At 73.2% G+C, this 17403-nt stretch carries 14 protein-coding genes; 5 read left to right on the top strand and 9 right to left on the bottom strand.

The genetic code is table 11. From position 1 onward, the window contains the following. Positions 1-217 precede the first annotated feature (217 nt). Positions 218-1054: a metal-dependent hydrolase gene (locus EV386_RS06960; RefSeq protein ID WP_242607861.1), complete on the bottom strand. Its 837-nt coding sequence runs from the start codon at positions 1052-1054 to the stop codon at positions 218-220. 139 nt (positions 1055-1193) lie between these two features. Here EV386_RS06960 and EV386_RS18270 point away from each other — a divergent pair, with 139 nt between their 5' ends. Further along, on the top strand, positions 1194-1592 hold the full coding sequence (locus EV386_RS18270; RefSeq protein WP_165399868.1) for a YrdB family protein: 399 nt from the start codon (positions 1194-1196) through the stop codon (positions 1590-1592). 16 nt (positions 1593-1608) lie between these two features. Here EV386_RS18270 and EV386_RS06950 read toward each other — a convergent pair whose 3' ends face one another. The 3 genes from EV386_RS06950 to EV386_RS06945 all read right to left on the bottom strand — a co-directional run bounded on the left by EV386_RS06950 (position 1609) and on the right by EV386_RS06945 (position 4856). After that, positions 1609-2976 (bottom strand): FAD-binding oxidoreductase, encoded by a 1368-nt coding sequence (locus EV386_RS06950; protein ID WP_130413571.1) that lies wholly within the window; start codon positions 2974-2976, stop codon positions 1609-1611. 165 nt (positions 2977-3141) lie between these two features. Beyond that, positions 3142-3300: a hypothetical protein gene (locus tag EV386_RS18265; protein ID WP_165399867.1), complete on the bottom strand. Its 159-nt coding sequence runs from the start codon at positions 3298-3300 to the stop codon at positions 3142-3144. Positions 3301-3395: 95 nt separating this feature from the next. Beyond that, a complete protein-coding gene (locus EV386_RS06945) occupies positions 3396-4856 on the bottom strand; it encodes an MDR family MFS transporter (RefSeq protein ID WP_130413569.1) in 1461 nt (486 codons plus the stop codon). Between the two features lie 65 nt (positions 4857-4921). Between EV386_RS06945 and EV386_RS06940 the strand changes: the two genes are divergently transcribed. Beyond that, positions 4922-5554 carry a TetR/AcrR family transcriptional regulator gene (locus EV386_RS06940; RefSeq protein ID WP_130413567.1) on the top strand — a complete coding sequence of 211 codons (633 nt, stop codon included), beginning with the start codon at positions 4922-4924 and terminating at the stop codon, positions 5552-5554. A 15-nt stretch (positions 5555-5569) separates the two neighbouring features. Here EV386_RS06940 and EV386_RS06935 read toward each other — a convergent pair whose 3' ends face one another. Beyond that, on the bottom strand, positions 5570-5989 hold the full coding sequence (locus EV386_RS06935; protein ID WP_130413565.1) for a GNAT family acetyltransferase: 420 nt from the start codon (positions 5987-5989) through the stop codon (positions 5570-5572). Between the two features lie 84 nt (positions 5990-6073). On the opposite strand from EV386_RS06935, the gene EV386_RS06930 reads away from it, so the two are divergent. After that, the gene (locus tag EV386_RS06930) at positions 6074-7186 is read left to right on the top strand and encodes a hypothetical protein (RefSeq protein ID WP_130413563.1); all 1113 of its coding nucleotides are present in this window, start codon (positions 6074-6076) and stop codon (positions 7184-7186) included. A 38-nt stretch (positions 7187-7224) separates the two neighbouring features. Beyond that, a complete protein-coding gene (locus EV386_RS06925) occupies positions 7225-8208 on the top strand; it encodes an L-lactate dehydrogenase (RefSeq protein WP_130413561.1) in 984 nt (327 codons plus the stop codon). A 189-nt stretch (positions 8209-8397) separates the two neighbouring features. On the opposite strand, the gene EV386_RS06920 is transcribed toward EV386_RS06925, so the two are convergent. Continuing rightward, positions 8398-8757 (bottom strand): DUF4190 domain-containing protein, encoded by a 360-nt coding sequence (locus EV386_RS06920; RefSeq protein ID WP_130413559.1) that lies wholly within the window; start codon positions 8755-8757, stop codon positions 8398-8400. Between the two features lie 222 nt (positions 8758-8979). Here EV386_RS06920 and EV386_RS06915 point away from each other — a divergent pair, with 222 nt between their 5' ends. Further along, positions 8980-9720 (top strand): 4'-phosphopantetheinyl transferase family protein, encoded by a 741-nt coding sequence (locus tag EV386_RS06915; RefSeq protein WP_130413557.1) that lies wholly within the window; start codon positions 8980-8982, stop codon positions 9718-9720. A gap of 33 nt (positions 9721-9753) precedes the next feature. On the opposite strand, the gene EV386_RS06910 is transcribed toward EV386_RS06915, so the two are convergent. The 3 genes from EV386_RS06910 to metH all read right to left on the bottom strand — a co-directional run bounded on the left by EV386_RS06910 (position 9754) and on the right by metH (position 17375). Continuing rightward, positions 9754-10494: an ABC transporter permease gene (locus EV386_RS06910; protein WP_130413555.1), complete on the bottom strand. Its 741-nt coding sequence runs from the start codon at positions 10492-10494 to the stop codon at positions 9754-9756. A gap of 36 nt (positions 10495-10530) precedes the next feature. Beyond that, positions 10531-13635, bottom strand: coding sequence for an AAA family ATPase (locus EV386_RS06905; protein ID WP_130413553.1), 3105 nt, complete (start codon positions 13633-13635; stop codon positions 10531-10533). A 164-nt stretch (positions 13636-13799) separates the two neighbouring features. Next, positions 13800-17375 carry a methionine synthase gene (gene metH, locus EV386_RS06900; protein WP_207216596.1) on the bottom strand — a complete coding sequence of 1192 codons (3576 nt, stop codon included), beginning with the start codon at positions 17373-17375 and terminating at the stop codon, positions 13800-13802. Positions 17376-17403 lie beyond the last annotated feature (28 nt).

The following is a 17403-nucleotide window of genomic DNA, read 5'->3' as shown; positions in this document are numbered from 1 at the left end:
TCTCCTCGGGAGGAAGGGGTGGGGCGACGGGGCCCGACCTTCCCGGCAGCGTCGGCGGCTAGCGCTGAGCGTGCGGGAGGCAGGCGTAGACGAGTGCGGTCATCGCGGCCTCCCTCCAAGGATGTGTGTGCGGCGCGTGTGCGCTGATGCTGGCACGCGCCACGGGCCGGTGTCGACGGAATTCCCGTCGTCCACGCCCGGCCCGCGGCCGCCGGCCTCAGACGCCCAGCAGCCCGCCCGCCGTCGTCGTCACCCACGACGCCGCGGCGTCCCAGGCCGAGGCCGTGTCCACGCCCGCCAGGTCGAGCGTCGCCCACCCCACACCGAGCACCGCATAGACGCTGACCGGGGTCATCACGAGCCATTCGCGCCACGAGCCCGCGTCGCCCAGCAGGGGCAGGGCGATGTTGCCGCCCGCGCGCCAGACGTCGTCGAACGGCAGGGCGCGGTGGCGGCGCACCCAGCGCGGCGAGCGGAAGCGGATCGGCCACAGCAGGGGCACGCCCCGAGTGGTGAGCAGGTCGCCGATCAGGTGAACGAGGCAGCCGAGGCCGACGCAGAACGGCAGCCAGAACCACTCCTCGGGCGCGTATGCGGCCACGAGCGCCGCGAGCGACCCCGACGCCAGCCACGCCCACCAGCGCCCCTCGCCGGTCAGGCGCAGCGCGCGCAGCGCGAACGCGATGAGCAGGACGGCCACGATCCCCGGGCCCACCAGGACGTCCCCGAACGCCTCGGTGCGCAGGGTCAGGTGGCCCACAGCCCAGGCGATCGCCGTGAACGCGGCGACGCCCAGGAGCGAGTGGGTGCCGCCGCGGTGCCCGCCCGAGACCGCGGCGATGGCGCGCGCGACACCCTGCGAGACGGGCGGCAACGAGCGGGCGATGGTGCCCGCGTGGTGGTCGGCGTCGGGCAGCAGCGCGGCCCCCGCGCACACGAGCGCCCCCGTGATGACCCCGATGTCCGAGACCGGATACCAGCCGAACGCGATCGGCGTCGTCGCGGTGACGGCGACCCAGGCCGCCGCCCCGGACGCCGCGTGGTGCCCACCCATCATGCTCGTTCGGCCCTCCCGTTCGACGACATGCGCTGTGGCCTGCGCAGCAGGCCAGGGGAGAACGTACAGGTCCGCCCCGACACGGCGGCGCCGGCGAGGCCTGACGGCTGCGGACGCCGCGCGGTACTGTCGCCGCATGTCTGCGACGGGGCAGCCTGATCCCGACCTGCCGGCGACGTCCGAGGTCGAAGGCCCCGCGGTGCGCGGGCTCGCGTTGCTCGTGCGGCTCGCGCTCGAGGTGGCGCTGCTTGTGGGCGCGGCGTGGAGCGCCTGGACGGCGGCCGACGGCGCCTGGTGGCGGTGGCCCGCGACGGTCATGGCGCCGATCGTGATCGGCGTGGCGTGGGCGGCGTGGCTCTCACCGCGCGCGCGGCGCCGGCCGGCCGAGCCGGTGCGGTTCGGGATCGAGGCGCTGTTGTTCGGCGTCGTCGGCGCGTGGCTGTGGGGGCACGGTCACCCGTGGCTCGGGGTCACACTCGTCGGGGCGTGGGCGGTCGACCGCGCCGTGATCGCGACGACGGCGCGGCGGCGCTGAGGCACGCGGGCTCTGCTCAGGCGATCGGGTGGTTGGCCGCCAGCCGCCGCTCGGCGTCCACCGCGGCGCGGACCGCCAGCAACCGCTCCCACGCGTGCGCGTCGAAGCCCGTGCGCGGGTCGACGGCGCTCTCGGCGAAGGCGAGGTAGTGCCGTCCCGTCTCCCAGGGCGCGAGCGCCGTCACGACGCAGGCCGCCTCGCCCCGTCCACGTGTCGCGTCCTGTGGTGTGGGGGCGATCGCGACGGCGAACAGCAGGAATTGGCCGGGCAGGGTGGCCAGGGCGCCAGCGCCGTCGGCCGCCCGGCTCAGCGCGCCGCCGAGCTGGCGCAACTCGACCATCATGAGCCCCGGTGTGCGGTCCACCGCCGCCAGCAGGGCGTCGACGGCCTCGTCGGGCAGCGCGGAGAGCGTCGCGGACGCGGACACCGACGGCGACGGGCCCTCGGGGTCCATGTGCAGGCGCGCGACCGCGGCCGCGGGCACGCGCGCGAACGTGTCGACCTCGGGATCGAGCGCGCGCAGGGGCGCGAGCAGGTCGCCCGCGCGCTCGTCGGTGTCCAGGACGGCCCCGTCGAGGACGACGACGTGGCGCCCGCGCAGCATCTCGGGCACGTCGGGCAGGGGCGGGACGCGCAGCAGGCGCACGGTGGTGGTGACCTCGTCGGGGGCGCCGGGCGCCCATCGTGCCCAGGCGCGCAGCACCTCGCGGGCGCGCGAGACGTCCCAGACCATCAGCCCAGCGTGCACGTCGGCAAGCGGGAACAGTCGCGCCTCGACCGCGGTGGCGACGCCGAAGCTTCCGCCGCCGCCGCGCACCGCCCAGAACAGGTCCGGGTGCTCGGTCGCGCTGACGCGCCGCAGATCGCCGTCGGGGGTCACCAGGTCGACGGCGGCGAGGGAGTTGGCCGTCAGGCCCAGCGCCCGCGAGTACAGGAACGCGCCGCCGCCGAGGGCGAGGCCCGCGAAGCCGACGTCGGGTGACGAGCCGTGCAGCACGGCGAGGCCGTGCCTGGCGGCCGCCTCGACGACGTCGATGGCGGGTGTGCCGCCCAGCACGCGCGCGACCCGCCGCACGGGGTCGACCTCGACGCCGCGTAGCCGCCCCAGGCGCACCAGGACGGCGTCGTCGAGGCCGCGCGCGGCCAGCGGCGTCGCGTTGTGCCCGGTGCTCTGGGGCGCCACCCGCAGCCCGACCGCGCGAGCGGCCCGCACGACGGCGGCGACCTCGGCGGCGTCGGCGGGCTCGGCCACGGCGGCCGGGCGCTGGTCGACGGTCAGATTCCACGGGGTCCGGGCCGCGTCGTAGCCCGGGTCGCCGGGCAGGTGCACGGCGCAGGCCGCGGTGAGCGCCGCGCGCGCCTGTGGTGGCATGACGATCGTCATCCTGGTTCCTCTCCGCCGGGAGTTGCCCGGCCCCTCATGGGTCGTGGGGACGCCCGAGAGGGACGCCCGAGAGGAAGGGAGGGGCGAGAGCGGCGCGCGATACGTCGCGCGCCGCTCTCGCCCGTGGTGCGTTGTGTGGGGCGGGACCCGCCCGCCCCGCGAGGCTCAGGAGGCCGGGCAGGCGTCCGGGCTCGCGGCCTCGCGCTGCTCGTCGACCTCGGCGGTGAGCGCGGTGAGGTCGCGGCGCAGCTGATACCACTGCAGGGCCGGCTGGACGAACGACAGCCAGCGGGGGAGGGTCAGGTCGGGGTTCCACGCAGCCATCGGGAGCGCCTTCCTCGGGGTCGTGACTGTCACAACCCGGTGACGGCCCTCACGCATCCGCCGGTTCGACCCGTTTCGCTCTGAGCGAAAACGTCTCAGGCGCGCGCGACCGCGCGCTCCGTCCGCGCCGGCTGACCGGGGCGGTCCTGCTCCGCCCGTGGCGCCCGCCCGGGAGGCTGCCCGGGGAGGAGGAAGGACAGCGCGACGGCGACCAGGGTGAACGCGACGGCCCACCAGAAGGCGTGGTCGAAGGCGTGCGCGGCGCCGACGAGGTCGTGCGCGTGCGCCGCCTGTCCGGCCAGCACGGTGGCCAGCACTGCGGTGCCGAACGACCCGCCGAGCTGTTGCAGCAGCCGCGAGACGATCGAGGCGTCGGGGACGTCGTCGTGCGCGAGGCCCGTGAAGGCGTGGGCCATGAGGGGGATGAGCGCCGAGCCCAGGCCCAGCCCGCGCACCAGCAGCACGCCCATGAGCCACCACTGGTTGGTCATCGCGCCGGCGAACGCGAACGGGACGGTCGCCACCGCCGTCACGAGGAACGCGGTCAGCGTGATCCAGCGCGGGCCGACCCGCTCGACGACCTTGCCGAGCGCGACGCGGCTGAGCAGCGCCCCGACGCCCTGGGGGATGAGCAGCAGGCCCGCCTGGAGCACGTCGTGGCCCCGCACCGTCTGGAAGTACAGCGGCAGCAGGAACATCGCGCCGAACAGCCCGAACCCGGACAGGAACATCAGCGCCGAGCTGGTCCACAGCGGCCGGTGCCGCAGGAGCGCGACGTCGACCAGCGCGCGGTGGCCGCGCGGGACCGCCCAGAGGCAGAACGCCGCGACGAGCGCGACGCCGGCGCCGGCCGGCGCCCACGCGTCGGCGCGCGCGAGCCCGCCGTCGTGCGAGACGTTGCTCAGGCCGTACAGGAGGCTCACCAGCCCGGGGGTGAGCAGGGCCAGGCCGACGACGTCGAGCCGGGCGCGGGTCGGCGCGGGGTCGCGCGGCAGCACGCGCCAGGCCAGGATCAGCCCGGCCACGCAGAACGGGACGTTGACCCAGAACATCCACGACCAGTGCAGGTACTGCAGGATGAGGCCGCCGAGCACGGGGCCGACGATCGGGCCGAGCGCGACGGGCAGTCCGATCGTCACGGCGAGCTTGCCGAGGTTCTGGCCGCGCGCGGCCTGCATGACCATCGTCGTCATGAGCGGCATGAGCATCCCGCCGGCCAGACCCTGGACGGCGCGGAACGCGATGAGGCTCGTGGCGTCCCACGCCAGGCTGCACAGCACCGAGCCGAGCAGGAACAGCGCGAGCGCGGCCATCCAGAGCCGTTTGGACCCGAGGGCGCGCTGGGCCCAGCCGACCAGCGGCACGGCGACGCCGAGCGCGAGCAGGTAGGCGGTGGAGACCCACTGGATGGTGGCGAGGCTGACGTCGAGGTCGGTCGCGAGCGTGTGGATGCCGACGGCGACGATCGTCGAGTCGAACAGCACCGCCATGCCGCCGACCAGGACGGTCCAGGTGATGCGCTTGACCTCGGGCGGCGGGCCAGAGTTCTCAACCATTGGTGACTCCCGTTGGATACAGTGTGACTCTTACGGAGAGTAAGCCTCGACCGATAGGAAACGCAATGTCTCTTAACGAGGTGTCGCCGACGGCGCCCGACGCCGCCCCCGCCCGCCGGCGACGCGGCGCCGAGCTCGAGCGGGCGCTGCTCGACGCCGCCTGGGGCGAGCTCGTCGACAAGGGCTACGACGCGATGACCTACGAGGGCGTGGCCGAGCGCGCGGCCACGAGCCGCGCCGTCGTCTACCGCCGCTGGCCGTCCAAGCCCGAGCTGACCCGCGCGGCGGTCCGCCACGGCGGCGCCGGCGAGACCTTCGACCCGATCGACACGGGCACGCTGCGCGGCGACCTCGTCGAGCTGCTGCGCTGGACGAACCAGAACCGCGTGCGCGTTGGCGTCATCATCGCCGCGCGGCTGGTCGGCTACTTCGCGGAGACAGGGACTGCCATGGGCGATCTGCGCGAGGCGTTCATCGCAGGTCGCGAGCCGCGCTCGGAGGAGATCTACCGCAGGGCCGTCGCGCGCGGCGAGGTTGACCCGGCGCGGCTGACCCCTCGGGTCAAGTCGGCCGCTTTCGACCTGTTCCGCGGCGAGGCGCTCCTGACCCTCAGGCCCGTGCCCGACGAGACCATCGCGGAGATCCTCGACGAGGTCGTGCTGCCACTGCTGACGGGCCCGCGGGCCGACCCGTCGTGACCTTGCGCCGCCCGGTCAGAGCCAGCGGCCGAGCACGGTGGTCGACTGGTCCGCGTAGCCCAGACGCTCGTAGAACCCGACCGCCTGGTCGTTGGTGGTGCGGACCATGAGCTGCGTCTTGCGCGCCCCCGCCGCGCGCAGCCATGCCTCGCCGGCCTCGACCGCGGCGCGGCCGAGCCCGGCGCCCCGCAGGTCGGGGGAGACGGCGACGTAGTACAGCCAACCGCGGTGCCCGTCATAGGCGGCCATCACGGACGCGACGACGCCGCTCGCGTCGCGTGCGACCAGGACCGTCGAGGCCGGATTCGCGCGCGCGTCCGCGATATCGAGATGCGGGTCGTTCCACGGACGCGTCAGGTCGCAGGCGTGCCACAGGGCCACGACCTGCGCCACGTCGTCGTCGGCGATCTCCTCGAAGGTCCACGTGCTGGTCACGACCGCGCAGACTACCCCGTGGGCCGTCCATGAGCCGTGGCGTCTCGGCCTCGGCCGCCCAGTCCTGGCGGTAGCCTGCGGACCATGACCGCGGCCGGCGCCCTCGGCGCGACCTCGCTCCTGGCCGGGCCGCGCGGGCGCCGCCTGTGCCTGGAGGTCGCCACAGCGCTCAACCCCGACGTGCGCGCGGCCGCGTTCTACGCCTCCTACGCGCTCGACCCCGGCGCGGGCGCCTCGCGCGTGATGTTCTCCCTCGCGCCTGGCGGCGGCGACCCGCCGACGGCGTCGGCGGACGACGTCGCCACGGCGCTCGCGACGGCGCGCTGGCCCGCGTTGCGAGAGCCCGACCTGATGGGCGCGTTCGATCACGCGATGGCGAGCGCCCGGTACTGGCAGGAGCCCGACGGCGAGGATGTGCTGGCCGCGACGCCCCGCGTCCGCGACGCGCTCACGCCGGTCGCCGAGCTCATCGCCACCTCGCCCCACATCGCCTGGTGGTCGGAGCCGGTCGACCGGTCGACGCAGCGGTCCGTCGTCTGGCACGACGCCGATGGCCCGCGCAGCGCGCGCGACGGCGGCGTCGCCGAGCTCGACGCCTGGCGCGCCGACGTCGTCGCGGGCGAGGCCGCGGCACGTCGCGACCGCCCGACGGACCCGACGGCGAACCTCTCCGGCGCATGGTGGTCGACACCGCCCTGGTTGACCCCGCGCACGACGCGCGACCTGGGCGCGCGCGGGCCGGTGGGCCTGTGGCTCGTCGAGGACTCAGCCGGCTGGCGACGGGCCGAGGTGCGCGCGGTCGCGGTCGACCCGGGTGCGCGTGTGCTCGAGGTCGACGGCCCGGCCGCGTGGGCCGACCTGTGCCGCCGCCACCCCTTGGAGGTGACCGCCTCGCGCCGCCACGACTGGTACCGCACCACCGGGCGCGGGCAGGGGGAGTGGGTTCAGCCGGACTGGGCCGCGCTCGCCCGCGAGTGCGACGGCGTGCACCTGAGCGTGGCCGGCTACCTGACGACGGCGGGCCGCGCCGTCCCGGTCGCCGACGGCGTCGCCTCGGTGCTGGCCGGATGGGACCCGGACGCCACGTTCTGGCTCACGGGCGCGTCGGGCGCGTCGGGCGCGTCGGCCGGTGCGGGCGGCGACCGGGCGCACGTGTGGGAGTACGACGAGGACTCGGAGGCCTGGCGTCGGCCTTGACGCGGGTGCGCGGGCGGCGGCGTGGGTACCGTGACGTCATGATCGCCGCCCCCTCACGCACCAAGAAGGTCATGATCGTCGGCGACGGCGCTGTCGGGTCCGCGTATGCGCACTCGCTCATCACGCTCGACATCGCCGACGAGATCGGCATCATCGACCTGGACCGGGCCAAGGCCCACGCGGACGCCCTCGACCTGCGCCACGCCGTCCCCTACGCGCCCGTCGCCGCGAAGAAGATCTACGCGGCCGACTACGCCGACTGCGCCGACGCCGACATCGTCGCGATCACCGCGAACGCGCCGGCCGCCGTGCTCGACGGCGACTTCGACCGCCTGCGGCTGCTGGGCAAGAACGTCTCGGTCATGACGTCGATCACGCGCTCGGTCATGGAGTCGGGCTTCGACGGGATCTTCCTCGTCGTGTCCAACCCCGTGGACGTGCTCACCCGGGTGGTCGCCGCGGCGTCGGGCCTGCCGCCGTCGCGCGTCATCGGCACCGGCACGCTCGTCGAGACGAGCCGGATGCGCACGATCCTGGCCGACTACCTGGACCTGCATCCCGCGAACGTGCACGGCTACGTGCTCGGCGAGCATGGCGAGTCGGCGTTCACCGCGTGGTCGAACGTGTCGATCGGGTCGCTGCCGATCCGCGAGTGGATGCGCCACAACGCCGGCGCGTACGGCATCGCGCCGTTCGACGAGCTCGATCGCCGGGTGCGCGAGATCGGGTTCGACATCTTCCGCGGCAAGGGCAACACGAGCTATGGGGTCGCGGGCGGGCTGGCGCGCGTCACCACCGCGATCCTGCGCGACGAGAACGTCATCCTCCCGGTGTCCGCGCACGTCGAGGACGCCTACCAGATCCGCGACCTGTACATCGGCGTCCCCGTGGTGGTCGGCCGCGCGGGCGTGCGAGAGCTCGTGCACCTCTACCTCGACGACGACGAGCTCGCCCAGTACGCCCGCTCCGCCGAAATCCTGCGGGCCAGCTATGACTCCGTGCGGGACGCCGTCGATCGGTGAGCCCGCACGCGGGGGTCGGGCGACGCGGGGCCGGACGGTAGGATGGAGGCAGACTTCCGGCGCGAGAGCGTCGGCGGGATCCGAATGAGACAGCGGATCGAGACGCCCCCGCGAATTCCACATCGCGGGGGCGTCTCGCTGTCCGGGTGGCGCCTCACCCGCCAGGTGAGCCGCCTCGGTCTGAGCCGATCACGAGCAGGTGTACGTGGCGCCTCCGACGACGTGCGTGCCCGGACCGAGGTCGCGACAGGTCTCGAGGAGCTCCGCAGCCAAGGAGACGGTCACGATGATGACGACGACCCAGCCGATCGTGACGAGCACGCTCACGATCACGCCGGCCAGGGCAAGGCCGTTCTTGTGCCCGGCCTTGCGTGACTGCACCAGCGCGATGATCGAGAGGACCAGCCCCACCGGGGAGACCAAGAACGCCGTGACGAACCCGGCGATGCCTAGGCCGCGCCCCGGCACGGAGGTGGCTGGAGCCGAAGGTCCGGCGCTGGGAGGAGCGGCGGAGGCGTAGTGGGGCTGCGGCTGCTGCGGCGACGTCACGATCGGTTCCTCATCTGGTGGACGCCCGGGGGCGTCTGCGGGGAGCCCGCCGGGGCGGGTCGCGCACGCGTGATCGCCTGCGCATGACGACCGTCGCCGGGGTGGCGTCGCCCGTCAAGGCGTGATCGGCCAAGTGAACGGCCTGGTCACGCAATCGAACACTCGTGGCCCACGGGCCCGTCGTCCTACGGTGAGGGCGACAAGCGCGACGGAGGGACGACCATGAGGCGATCGCACGCGGCGCCCGGCGTCGCCCAGGCCGGGCCTGTGACCCGCGCCGATCACGCAGACGTGCGGCCCGTCCAGGTCCGCGTGGTGGTGGTGCGGGCGGGCGCCCTGTCCGACGGACTCGCCGAGGGCGTGCTCAGCGAGGCCGAACGCGTCCGGGCACGCGCCCATCGGCGGCCCGAGGACCGCAGGCTCAGCGCCACGGCGTCGGCCCTCGTCCGCGTGATCGCGGGACAGGCGCTCGGCGCTCGCCCCGAGTCGGTGACCGTGACCCGCCGCTGTCCCGCCTGTGGAGGCCCGCACGGCGCCCCGTTCGTCGACGGCGCCCCGCTGCTGTCGGTGAGCCACGGTGACGGGTTCGCCGTCGTCGCCGCGTGCGACCTGCCGGTCGGTGTCGACGTCGAGCCCGTCGGCCGGGTCGGTGTGGGATCCGTGGCCGGAGTGCTGCTCGGCCCGCACGAGCCGCCGTCCGACGACGCCGGGCTGCTGCGCACCTGGGTCCGCAAGGAGGCGGTGGTCAAGGCGACCGGGGTTGGCCTGACGGTTCCGCTGAGCGACGTGCGGGTCAGCGCGCCGCACGAGCCGGCCGCCGTCGTCCGGTACGGGCCGCGCCCAGGCCTCGCGATCGCGCTGGCCGACGTTCCGCTCGGCGGGGCGCACCTGAGCGTCGCCGTGGTGACCGACCGCCAGATCCAGGTGCTCGTCGAGGACGGGGCGTCGTGGGTCACGCGCTGAGGGCTGCGCTGCGCGTGTGCCACGCGGCGTGCCCTACAGCGCCCCAGGTCGGTGCGACACGGGTGCGACGGCCCGCACCAGGAGCGCGGCGGTCAGCGTGCCCGCCGCGAGGATGGCGGCCAGCACGACGATCTGGAACCTGCCCGCGTCCAGGGGCGAGAGTCCGCCGAAGATCGCCCCGACGAACGCGCCAGGCAGGGTGACCAGACCCGTCGTGCGGGTCTGGTCCGTGGCGGGCACGAGCGCCTCCGCCACCGCGTCCCGCGCCATCGCCGCCGTCGACTGCCTGTGGGTCGCGCCGAGCGCGAGCCATGCCTCGACCTCGTCCCACCGGTCGCGGACCGTCGCGACGAGCCGTCGGCCGGCGAGCGTCGCCGTGGTCATGGCGCCCCCGATGACGATGCCGCCGACCGCCAAGGCGTTGCGCGTGCTCATGTCCAGGGCGCCGGTCCCGAACACGATGGCCAGCGCCGCTCCCACGCCCGCGGCCACCGCGGACGCGACCGTGGCGAGCAGAGCGGGGGTGAACCCGAGCCTGCGGGTGACCGTCACCGTGGCGACTGTGAACATCACCCCGATCGCGACCGCCACCCACGCCGGATCCGAGATCACCCCGCGCAGGATCGCGCTGATCGCCGCGAGCTGGAGTCCGCCGCGCAGCACCGCCCACGCCGGCGCGGCGAGCCGGGGCGCCCGGACAAGTGCGAGCGCCCCGGTGGTCAGGGCCGTCAAGGTCACGACGCCGATCAACGCTCGCGCGGAGAGAGGGTCCACGAGACCATCCTGTCGGACGCCTGCCCGAGTCCCGCTCTACCGAGTCTCCATGAATGTGGCGTCGCGGAACACGCGTCCCGCGGCTTTGGAGCCCAGGCCGAGCGTCGCGATGATCTCCGTCTTCTTCATCTCGGTCGTCCGGAGGAGTTCCGCGGCCCGCTGCGCCAGTGCGAGTCGTTCTGGCTGCGCTTCGGGATCATCGTAGAACCGTGCGTCAGCGAGCAGGTCTTTGACCGTGTGCGGAGACTTGCCGAGCAGGGCCGCGACCTCGTCCATGGTTCTACCCTCGCGCTGGAGTGCGAGCGCCTCGGCTGCTTCGGCGACGCGGGGGAGCTGGGCGCTGTCCCTGGTCACCCGGTCACCGGTCTCGCACCCTTGAGCAGGGACGGGTCGCTGGCGTTTCGCCGTGGCAGGGCGGCTCGCGCGCGCAGTGGGCGCAGCTGGCGCCGTCGGCGGCTCGCTGGGGACGGCGACCAGGAACTCTGCCACGGAGATCACGGGCTTTCCGTACTCCGCCGCCTTGCGTGCCTTGCCGGACTGCGTGCCGAGTTCCGCGACGACGAGGAGGTCGCATCGAGTCTTGGTGACGCTGTCCACAGGCACGAGCCCCATCCGCTCGGCGTGCGCCTTGAGGTCCGCCCGGGCCATGGGCGCCCCGGTGAGGTCGGTGGCGTCGCCGGTGAAGCAGACCCGTGCCCCGCGGAAGACGGTTGAGGCAGTGTCCGCCGCGAAGCGAGCCGCGAGATCCGCGGCGAGGTCCGTCCCGAGCACCGGGGTCAGCAAGGCCAGACGGTCCACAAGTGACGGTGACAGGCCCGCCGACTTCGCGGCCACGGATGCGAGGCGTGCGGTGACGACCTCGCGCAACGGCCCACTGCCGATGGCCGTCTCGGACCCGGCCGCGACACCGTGGAGCACGGCCTCGCTGATGGCTTGGCTCGCCTGGACAAGCGCCCTGAGCGCGGGGCCGGCTCCGGGCACGTGAAGTCGGTCGCGCGTGAGGATGTAGGTCGGCTGCTCCCGCGTCTCGGGTGTGTCGAACGCTGCCCCGTAGGCGCCTGGCTCCCGCAGGTGGATCGCGAGTGCCGCCCGAGCGCGGCGGATCGCTGACGGCGCGGTGAGCTCCGCTTCCTCGTCGCCCTTGGCGCGGCGGGGGTCGACCTCGACGCCGGGTGGGAGTTGGTGCACGACACCCAGGCGCTTGAGCTCCCAGTCGAGGTAGCCGAGGGTCTGGTCAAGGTCGACACCGACTGGCGTCGCCCCGTCGAGGACGTGTGCGAGCACGGTCCACGCCTGGGCGAGGTTCGGGGCCAGCGTGATGTCGTCGACGCCGATGCCGAACCCCTCCCGCGCGCCGGTGAGGTCGCGCTCGGGGTTGACGAGCGTGGAGAACTCCGTGCCGTCGACGAATACGCAGGCGATCTCGACCGGGCGCGGTTTGGAGCGCACGTCATGCGCTCCAACGTTCAGCGTCGCGATCGCCACAGGGCCACGTTCGGCAGGACCCGAGCTCTGCGCCAGGAACCGGGCGACACGCCGGTCAGTCTGGAGGTGGCGCGGCTCGAGGGGCCGGTGGAGCACCAACCCGTCCATCGTCGTGCAGCGGCTCAACGCGACATACGCCTGCCCGAACGTGAAGGTTCCGCCCGACAGGTCGACTACGAGGCGGTCGAGCGTGAGGCCCTGGCATTTGTGGATCGTCACCGCCCAGGCGAGTTTGAATGGCAGTTGTGTGTACCCGCCGACCACCTCGCGCGACATCGTGCCGTCGACGAAGCGTGGCTCGGTCACGTCCCACGTGTGGGGTGCGACCTCGACGGCGCCGCCGCCGTTCAGTTGGACGGTGACCGTGTCGCCGTCGACGGCCTCGACACGCCCGATGGTCCCGTTGACCCAGCGGCCAGCCGTGTCGTTGTTGAGCAGCATGACCTGCGCGCCGACCTTGTACGTCACCACCGGCTCGACGGGGCTGTCGAAGTGCGTCAGGTCACCCCACGACGTGGCGGTGTGGTGGAACGTCTCGCCCGCAAGCCGTTCCAGGGCAGTGCGGTTGCGGGCCGTCACGATGTGATTTGTCGGCGCGACGGTCAGCCAGAACTCGTCCTGTGGCGGGGTGAAATCCGCGTCGGCACGGGTGTTGAGCGAGGCGCGCATCTCGTCTGCGAGCAGGCCTTCGCGCACTGCGTTGAGGACGCCGGTCAGGTGGTCGTCGCCGAGTTGGCGGAACACCTTGGTCAGCGCCACCGTCGGGAAACGGTCTCGTGAGAACGCACGGGCGGAGAAGAAGTACTCCGTCTCATAACGCGACTCCAGCCACGCCCTCTCGGCCTCAGGTACGACGGGTGGCAGTTGGAACAGGTCCCCGACGAGGACGACCTGGACGCCGCCGAACGGCTCGCCGCGACGGGGGCCGAACCGGCGCAATGCGGTCTCGATCTGGTCGAGCAGGTCGGCTCGCACCATCGACGCCTCGTCGATGATCAGGGTGTCCATGCCCCGAATCTCACGCGCGAAGCGGCCAGGCCGGTAGCCGCCGGACTCGACGTCGTGGAGCGACGTGCTTGCCCGGAAGGAGAACAGGCGGTGGATCGTCAAGCCGTCCACGTTGAGCGCGGCGATGCCCGTTGGCGCCGCGACGACGACGTTGCGCCTCGTCGACTCCATATAGTGACGGATGAGCGTCGACTTGCCCGTGCCCGCCTTGCCGGTGAGGAACATCGACCCGCCGGACCGGAGGATCTCCAGTGCGGACTCGAACTCGTCCGTCAGGTCGATGTGTGTTACGGGCGTCTGGGTGGGGTCGTCGGAGGCGTAGCCGCCGCGCGCCGTCAGTTCGATCGCGTTGAGGTGCAGGCGGTCGACGATCTGGGCGAGGGAGCCGTCGAATCCGTGAAGTCCCCGGCCTACGACGACCACAACTCGGCCGTTGTCGTCGATGGCGAAGTCTCCGATCGAGGGCAATCCCTCGACACGCCACTCGTAGGCGTAGGCCCGCAGGTCGCTGGTGGGGTCGAGCCGCTTGGCCCACTCGGGCAGGTCGTCAGCATGGTCGGGGACCGCAGCGCCGCGAGGTAGGTACTCGACCTGCACGACGACGGGATCTGACGGTCGCACGTTCCTCTTGCGCCTGAACCAGGCCATGTCCGCTCACAATCTTTCCGGTCACAGCCTCTGCGCTGCACGGGTCACCCAGCAATCAAACCGGCGAGAGTAGCGGATCGGATCGGTTCGAGCGCGATCCGCTCACCATCTCGTCGGCCAAGATCGGGCTCACCTTGAGCGGCGCCGACCAGCGTGCCTGCGCCTCACACAGAAAAGTACTTGGCGTCCGGGTGGTGGAACACGAACGCGTCGGTGCTCGCCTCGGGGTGCAGCTGCAGCTCCTCGGACAGCGTGACCCCCACCCGCTCGGGGCGCAGCAGCTCCACGACCTTGTGCCGGTCCTCCATGTTCGGGCAGGCCGGGTACCCGAGCGACATGCGCGCCCCGCGGTACTCGAGCTTGAACAGCCCGGCCACGTCGGGCGGCTCCTCGTCGGCGAAGCCGAGCTCGGCGCGCACGCGCGCGTGCCAGTACTCGGCCAGCGCCTCGGTGAGCTGCACCGACAATCCGTGCAGCTCCATGTAGTCGCGGTAGGCGTTGGCCGCGAACATCGCGGCGGTGTGGTCGGCCACGGTCGACCCGACGGTCACCAGTTGCACGGGCAGCACGTCGAACTGCCCGGTCTCCTCGGCGTAGGAGCGGGGCCGGATGAAGTCCGCGAGGCACAGGTGCCGGTCGCGCCGCTGCCGCGGGAACCGGAACCGGAGCCGCTCGGTCCCCGCGGGGCCGCCCGAGCCGCCGTCCGGTCCCTCGTGGTGTGCGATGACGACGTCGTCGCCCTCGGACCACGCGGGGAAGTAGCCGTAGACGACCGACGGGTCGAGGATCCGCTCGGTGCGGATGCGCTCGAGCCACATCGCCAGGCGGGGCAGGCCCTCGCGCTGGCGCAGCTCCTCGTAGGAGGCGCCGTCGTCGCCGCGCCCGGGCTTGAGGCCCCACTGGCCCAGGAACACGGCCCGCTCGTCGAGGAACGCGGCGTAGTCCGCGAGCGGCATGCCCTTGACCACGCGCGTGCCCCAGAACGGCGGCGTGGGCACCGGGTTGTCGGTGGCGACGTCGGAGCGTGCGGGCATGTCCTGGGGCGCCGTCTCGACGAGCGACACCGCCGCGTGGCGGCGCTTGCGCAGCGCGGGCAGGCCGACGTCGTCGGGCGAGGCGCCGCGCGCGACGCGCACGAGCGGCTCCATGAGGCGCAGGCCCTCGAAGGCGTCGCGAGCGTAGCGGACGACGCCGGGGAACGCCGAGGCGAGGTCGTCCTCGACGAAGGTGCGCGTGAGCGCGGCGCCGCCGAGCAGCACGGGCCAGCGCCCCGCGAGCCCGCGCGCGGCGAGCTCGGCCAGGTTCTCCTTCATCACCACCGTGGACTTGACCAGGAGGCCGCTCATGCCGATGACGTCGGCGTCGTGCTCCTGCGCGGCCTCGATCATGGCGCTGACGGGCTGCTTGATGCCGATGTTGACGACCGTGTAGCCGTTGTTCGTCAGGATGATGTCGACGAGGTTCTTGCCGATGTCGTGCACGTCGCCGCGCACGGTCGCCAGCACGATGGTGCCCTTGGAGCCCGAGTCGCCCTCGACCCGCTCCATGTGCGGCTCGAGCAGCGCGACCGCCGACTTCATGACCTCGGCGCTCTGGAGCACGAACGGCAATTGCATCTGCCCCGAGCCGAACAGCTCGCCGACCACCTGCATGCCGCCGAGCAGGTGCTCGTTGACGATGTCGAGCGCCCGCATTCCGTCGGCGAGGGCCAGGTCGATGTCGTCCTCGAGGCCCTTCTTGTTGCCGTCGACGACGCGCCGGGCCAGCCGCTCGCCGACGGGCAGCGCGGCGAGCTCGGCGGCGCGCGCGTCGCGCAGCGCCGCGGCGTCGACGCCCTCGAACAGCGAGAGCAGGTGGGCCAGGGGGTCGTGCGCCAGCTCGCCCGCGTCGTCGTACCGCCGCCGGTCCCACACCAGGTCGAGCGCCGCCTCCCACTGCTCGTCGGGGATGGCGGTGCGCGGCAGGATCTTGGCCGCGTGCACGATGGCGGAGTCGAGGCCCGCCGCGACGGCCTCGTGCAGGAACACCGAGTTGAGCACTGTGCGCGCGGCCGGGTTGAGCCCGAACGACACGTTCGACACGCCGAGCGTGGTGTGCACGCCGGGGTACTTCGCGGTGATCTGCCGGATCGCCTCGATGGTCTCGATGGCGTCGCGCCGCGTCTCCTCCTGCCCCGTCGCGATGGGGAAGGTCAGGGCGTCGACGATGATGTCGTCGACGCGCATGCCCCACCGCCCGACCAGCGTGTCGATGAGCCGCGAGGCGATCGCGACCTTGGTCTGCGTGGTGCGCGCCTGGCCCTGCTCGTCGATGGTCAGGGCGACGACGGCGGCGCCGTGCTCCTTGACCAGCCACATGATGCGGTCGAACCGCGAGCCCGGGCCCTCGCCGTCCTCGAAGTTCACCGAGTTCACGACGGCGCGCCCGCCGACGAGCTCAAGCCCGGCCCGCAGCACCGCGGGCTCGGTCGAGTCGATCACCAGCGGCAGCGTGCTGGCGCTGGCCAGCCGGGAGACCACCTCGCGCACGTCGGCGACGCCGTCGCGCCCCACGTAGTCGACGCATACGTCGAGCAGGTGCGCCCCCTCGCGCGTCTGCGCGCGCGCCAGGTCCACGATGTCGTCCCAGCGGCCCTCCAGCATGGCCTCGCGGAACGCCTTGGAGCCGTTGGCGTTGGTGCGCTCGCCGATCGCCAGGTAGCTGAGCTCCTGCGTGAGGTCGGTGGGGGAGTACAGCGAGGCGACGGCGTTCTCGCGCCGCACGGTCCGCTCGGGCAGCGCCCGGCCGCGCACGGCCTCGACCACCTGGCGCAGGTGCTCCGGCGTCGTGCCGCAACACCCGCCCACCAGGCCCAGGCCGAACTCGCCGACGAACTGGGTGTGCGCGGCCGCGAGCTCGGCGGGCGTGAGCGGGTAGGTGGCGCCGTGCGGGCCGAGCTCGGGCAGGCCGGCGTTGGGCATGCAGGTGACAGGCAGCTCGCTGTGCTGCGACAGGTAGCGCAGGTGCTCGCTCATCTTGTCCGGCCCGGTCGCGCAGTTGAGGCCGATGGTGTCGACGCCGAGCGACTGCAGCGCGGTCAGCGCCGCGCCGATCTCCGAGCCCATGAGCATCGTGCCCGTGGTCTCGACCGTCACCGAGACCATCACGGGCACATCGCGCCCGACGGCGGACATCGCGTCGTGCGCGGCGGTGACCGCGGCCTTGGCCTGGAGCAGGTCTTGTGAGGTCTCGATCAGCAGCGCGTCGGCGCCGCCCTCCAGCAGCCCCGCCGCCTGCTGGGCGAACGTCTCGCGCAGGTGCGCGTAGGTGGTGTGGCCCAGCGACGGCAGCTTGGTGCCGGGGCCCATCGCGCCGAGCACCCAGCGCGGGCGGTCCGGCGTCGCCGCGGCGTCGGCGCGCTCGCGGGCGATCGCGGCGCCGGCGCGGGCGAGCTCGTGGATGCGGTCGTCGATGCCGTAGTCGCCGAGGTTGGACCAGTTCGCGCCGAACGTGTTGGTCTCGATGGCGTCGACGCCGACGGCGAGGTAGGCGTCGTGGACGCCCGCGATGATGTCGGGGCGCGAGACGTTGAGCACCTCGTTGCAGCCCTCGTGGCCCTCGAAGTCGTCGAGGGTCGGGTCCGCGGCCTGGATCATCGTGCCCATGGCGCCGTCCGCGACGACGACGCGCGTGCGCACCGCCTCCAGCAGCGCTGCGGCGCGGGCGTCGGCGCTCGTGGGTGCGGTGGGGGTGGCGTCCAGGCTTCTCACGGGGGGAAGCGTACGGCGC

The organism is Xylanimonas ulmi, assembly GCF_004216535.1.
Taxonomy (GTDB): Bacteria; Actinomycetota; Actinomycetes; order Actinomycetales; family Cellulomonadaceae; genus Xylanimonas; species Xylanimonas ulmi.
The sequence above is the reverse complement of the archived record's forward strand: the minus strand, read 5'-3'. Positions and strand labels throughout refer to the sequence as shown.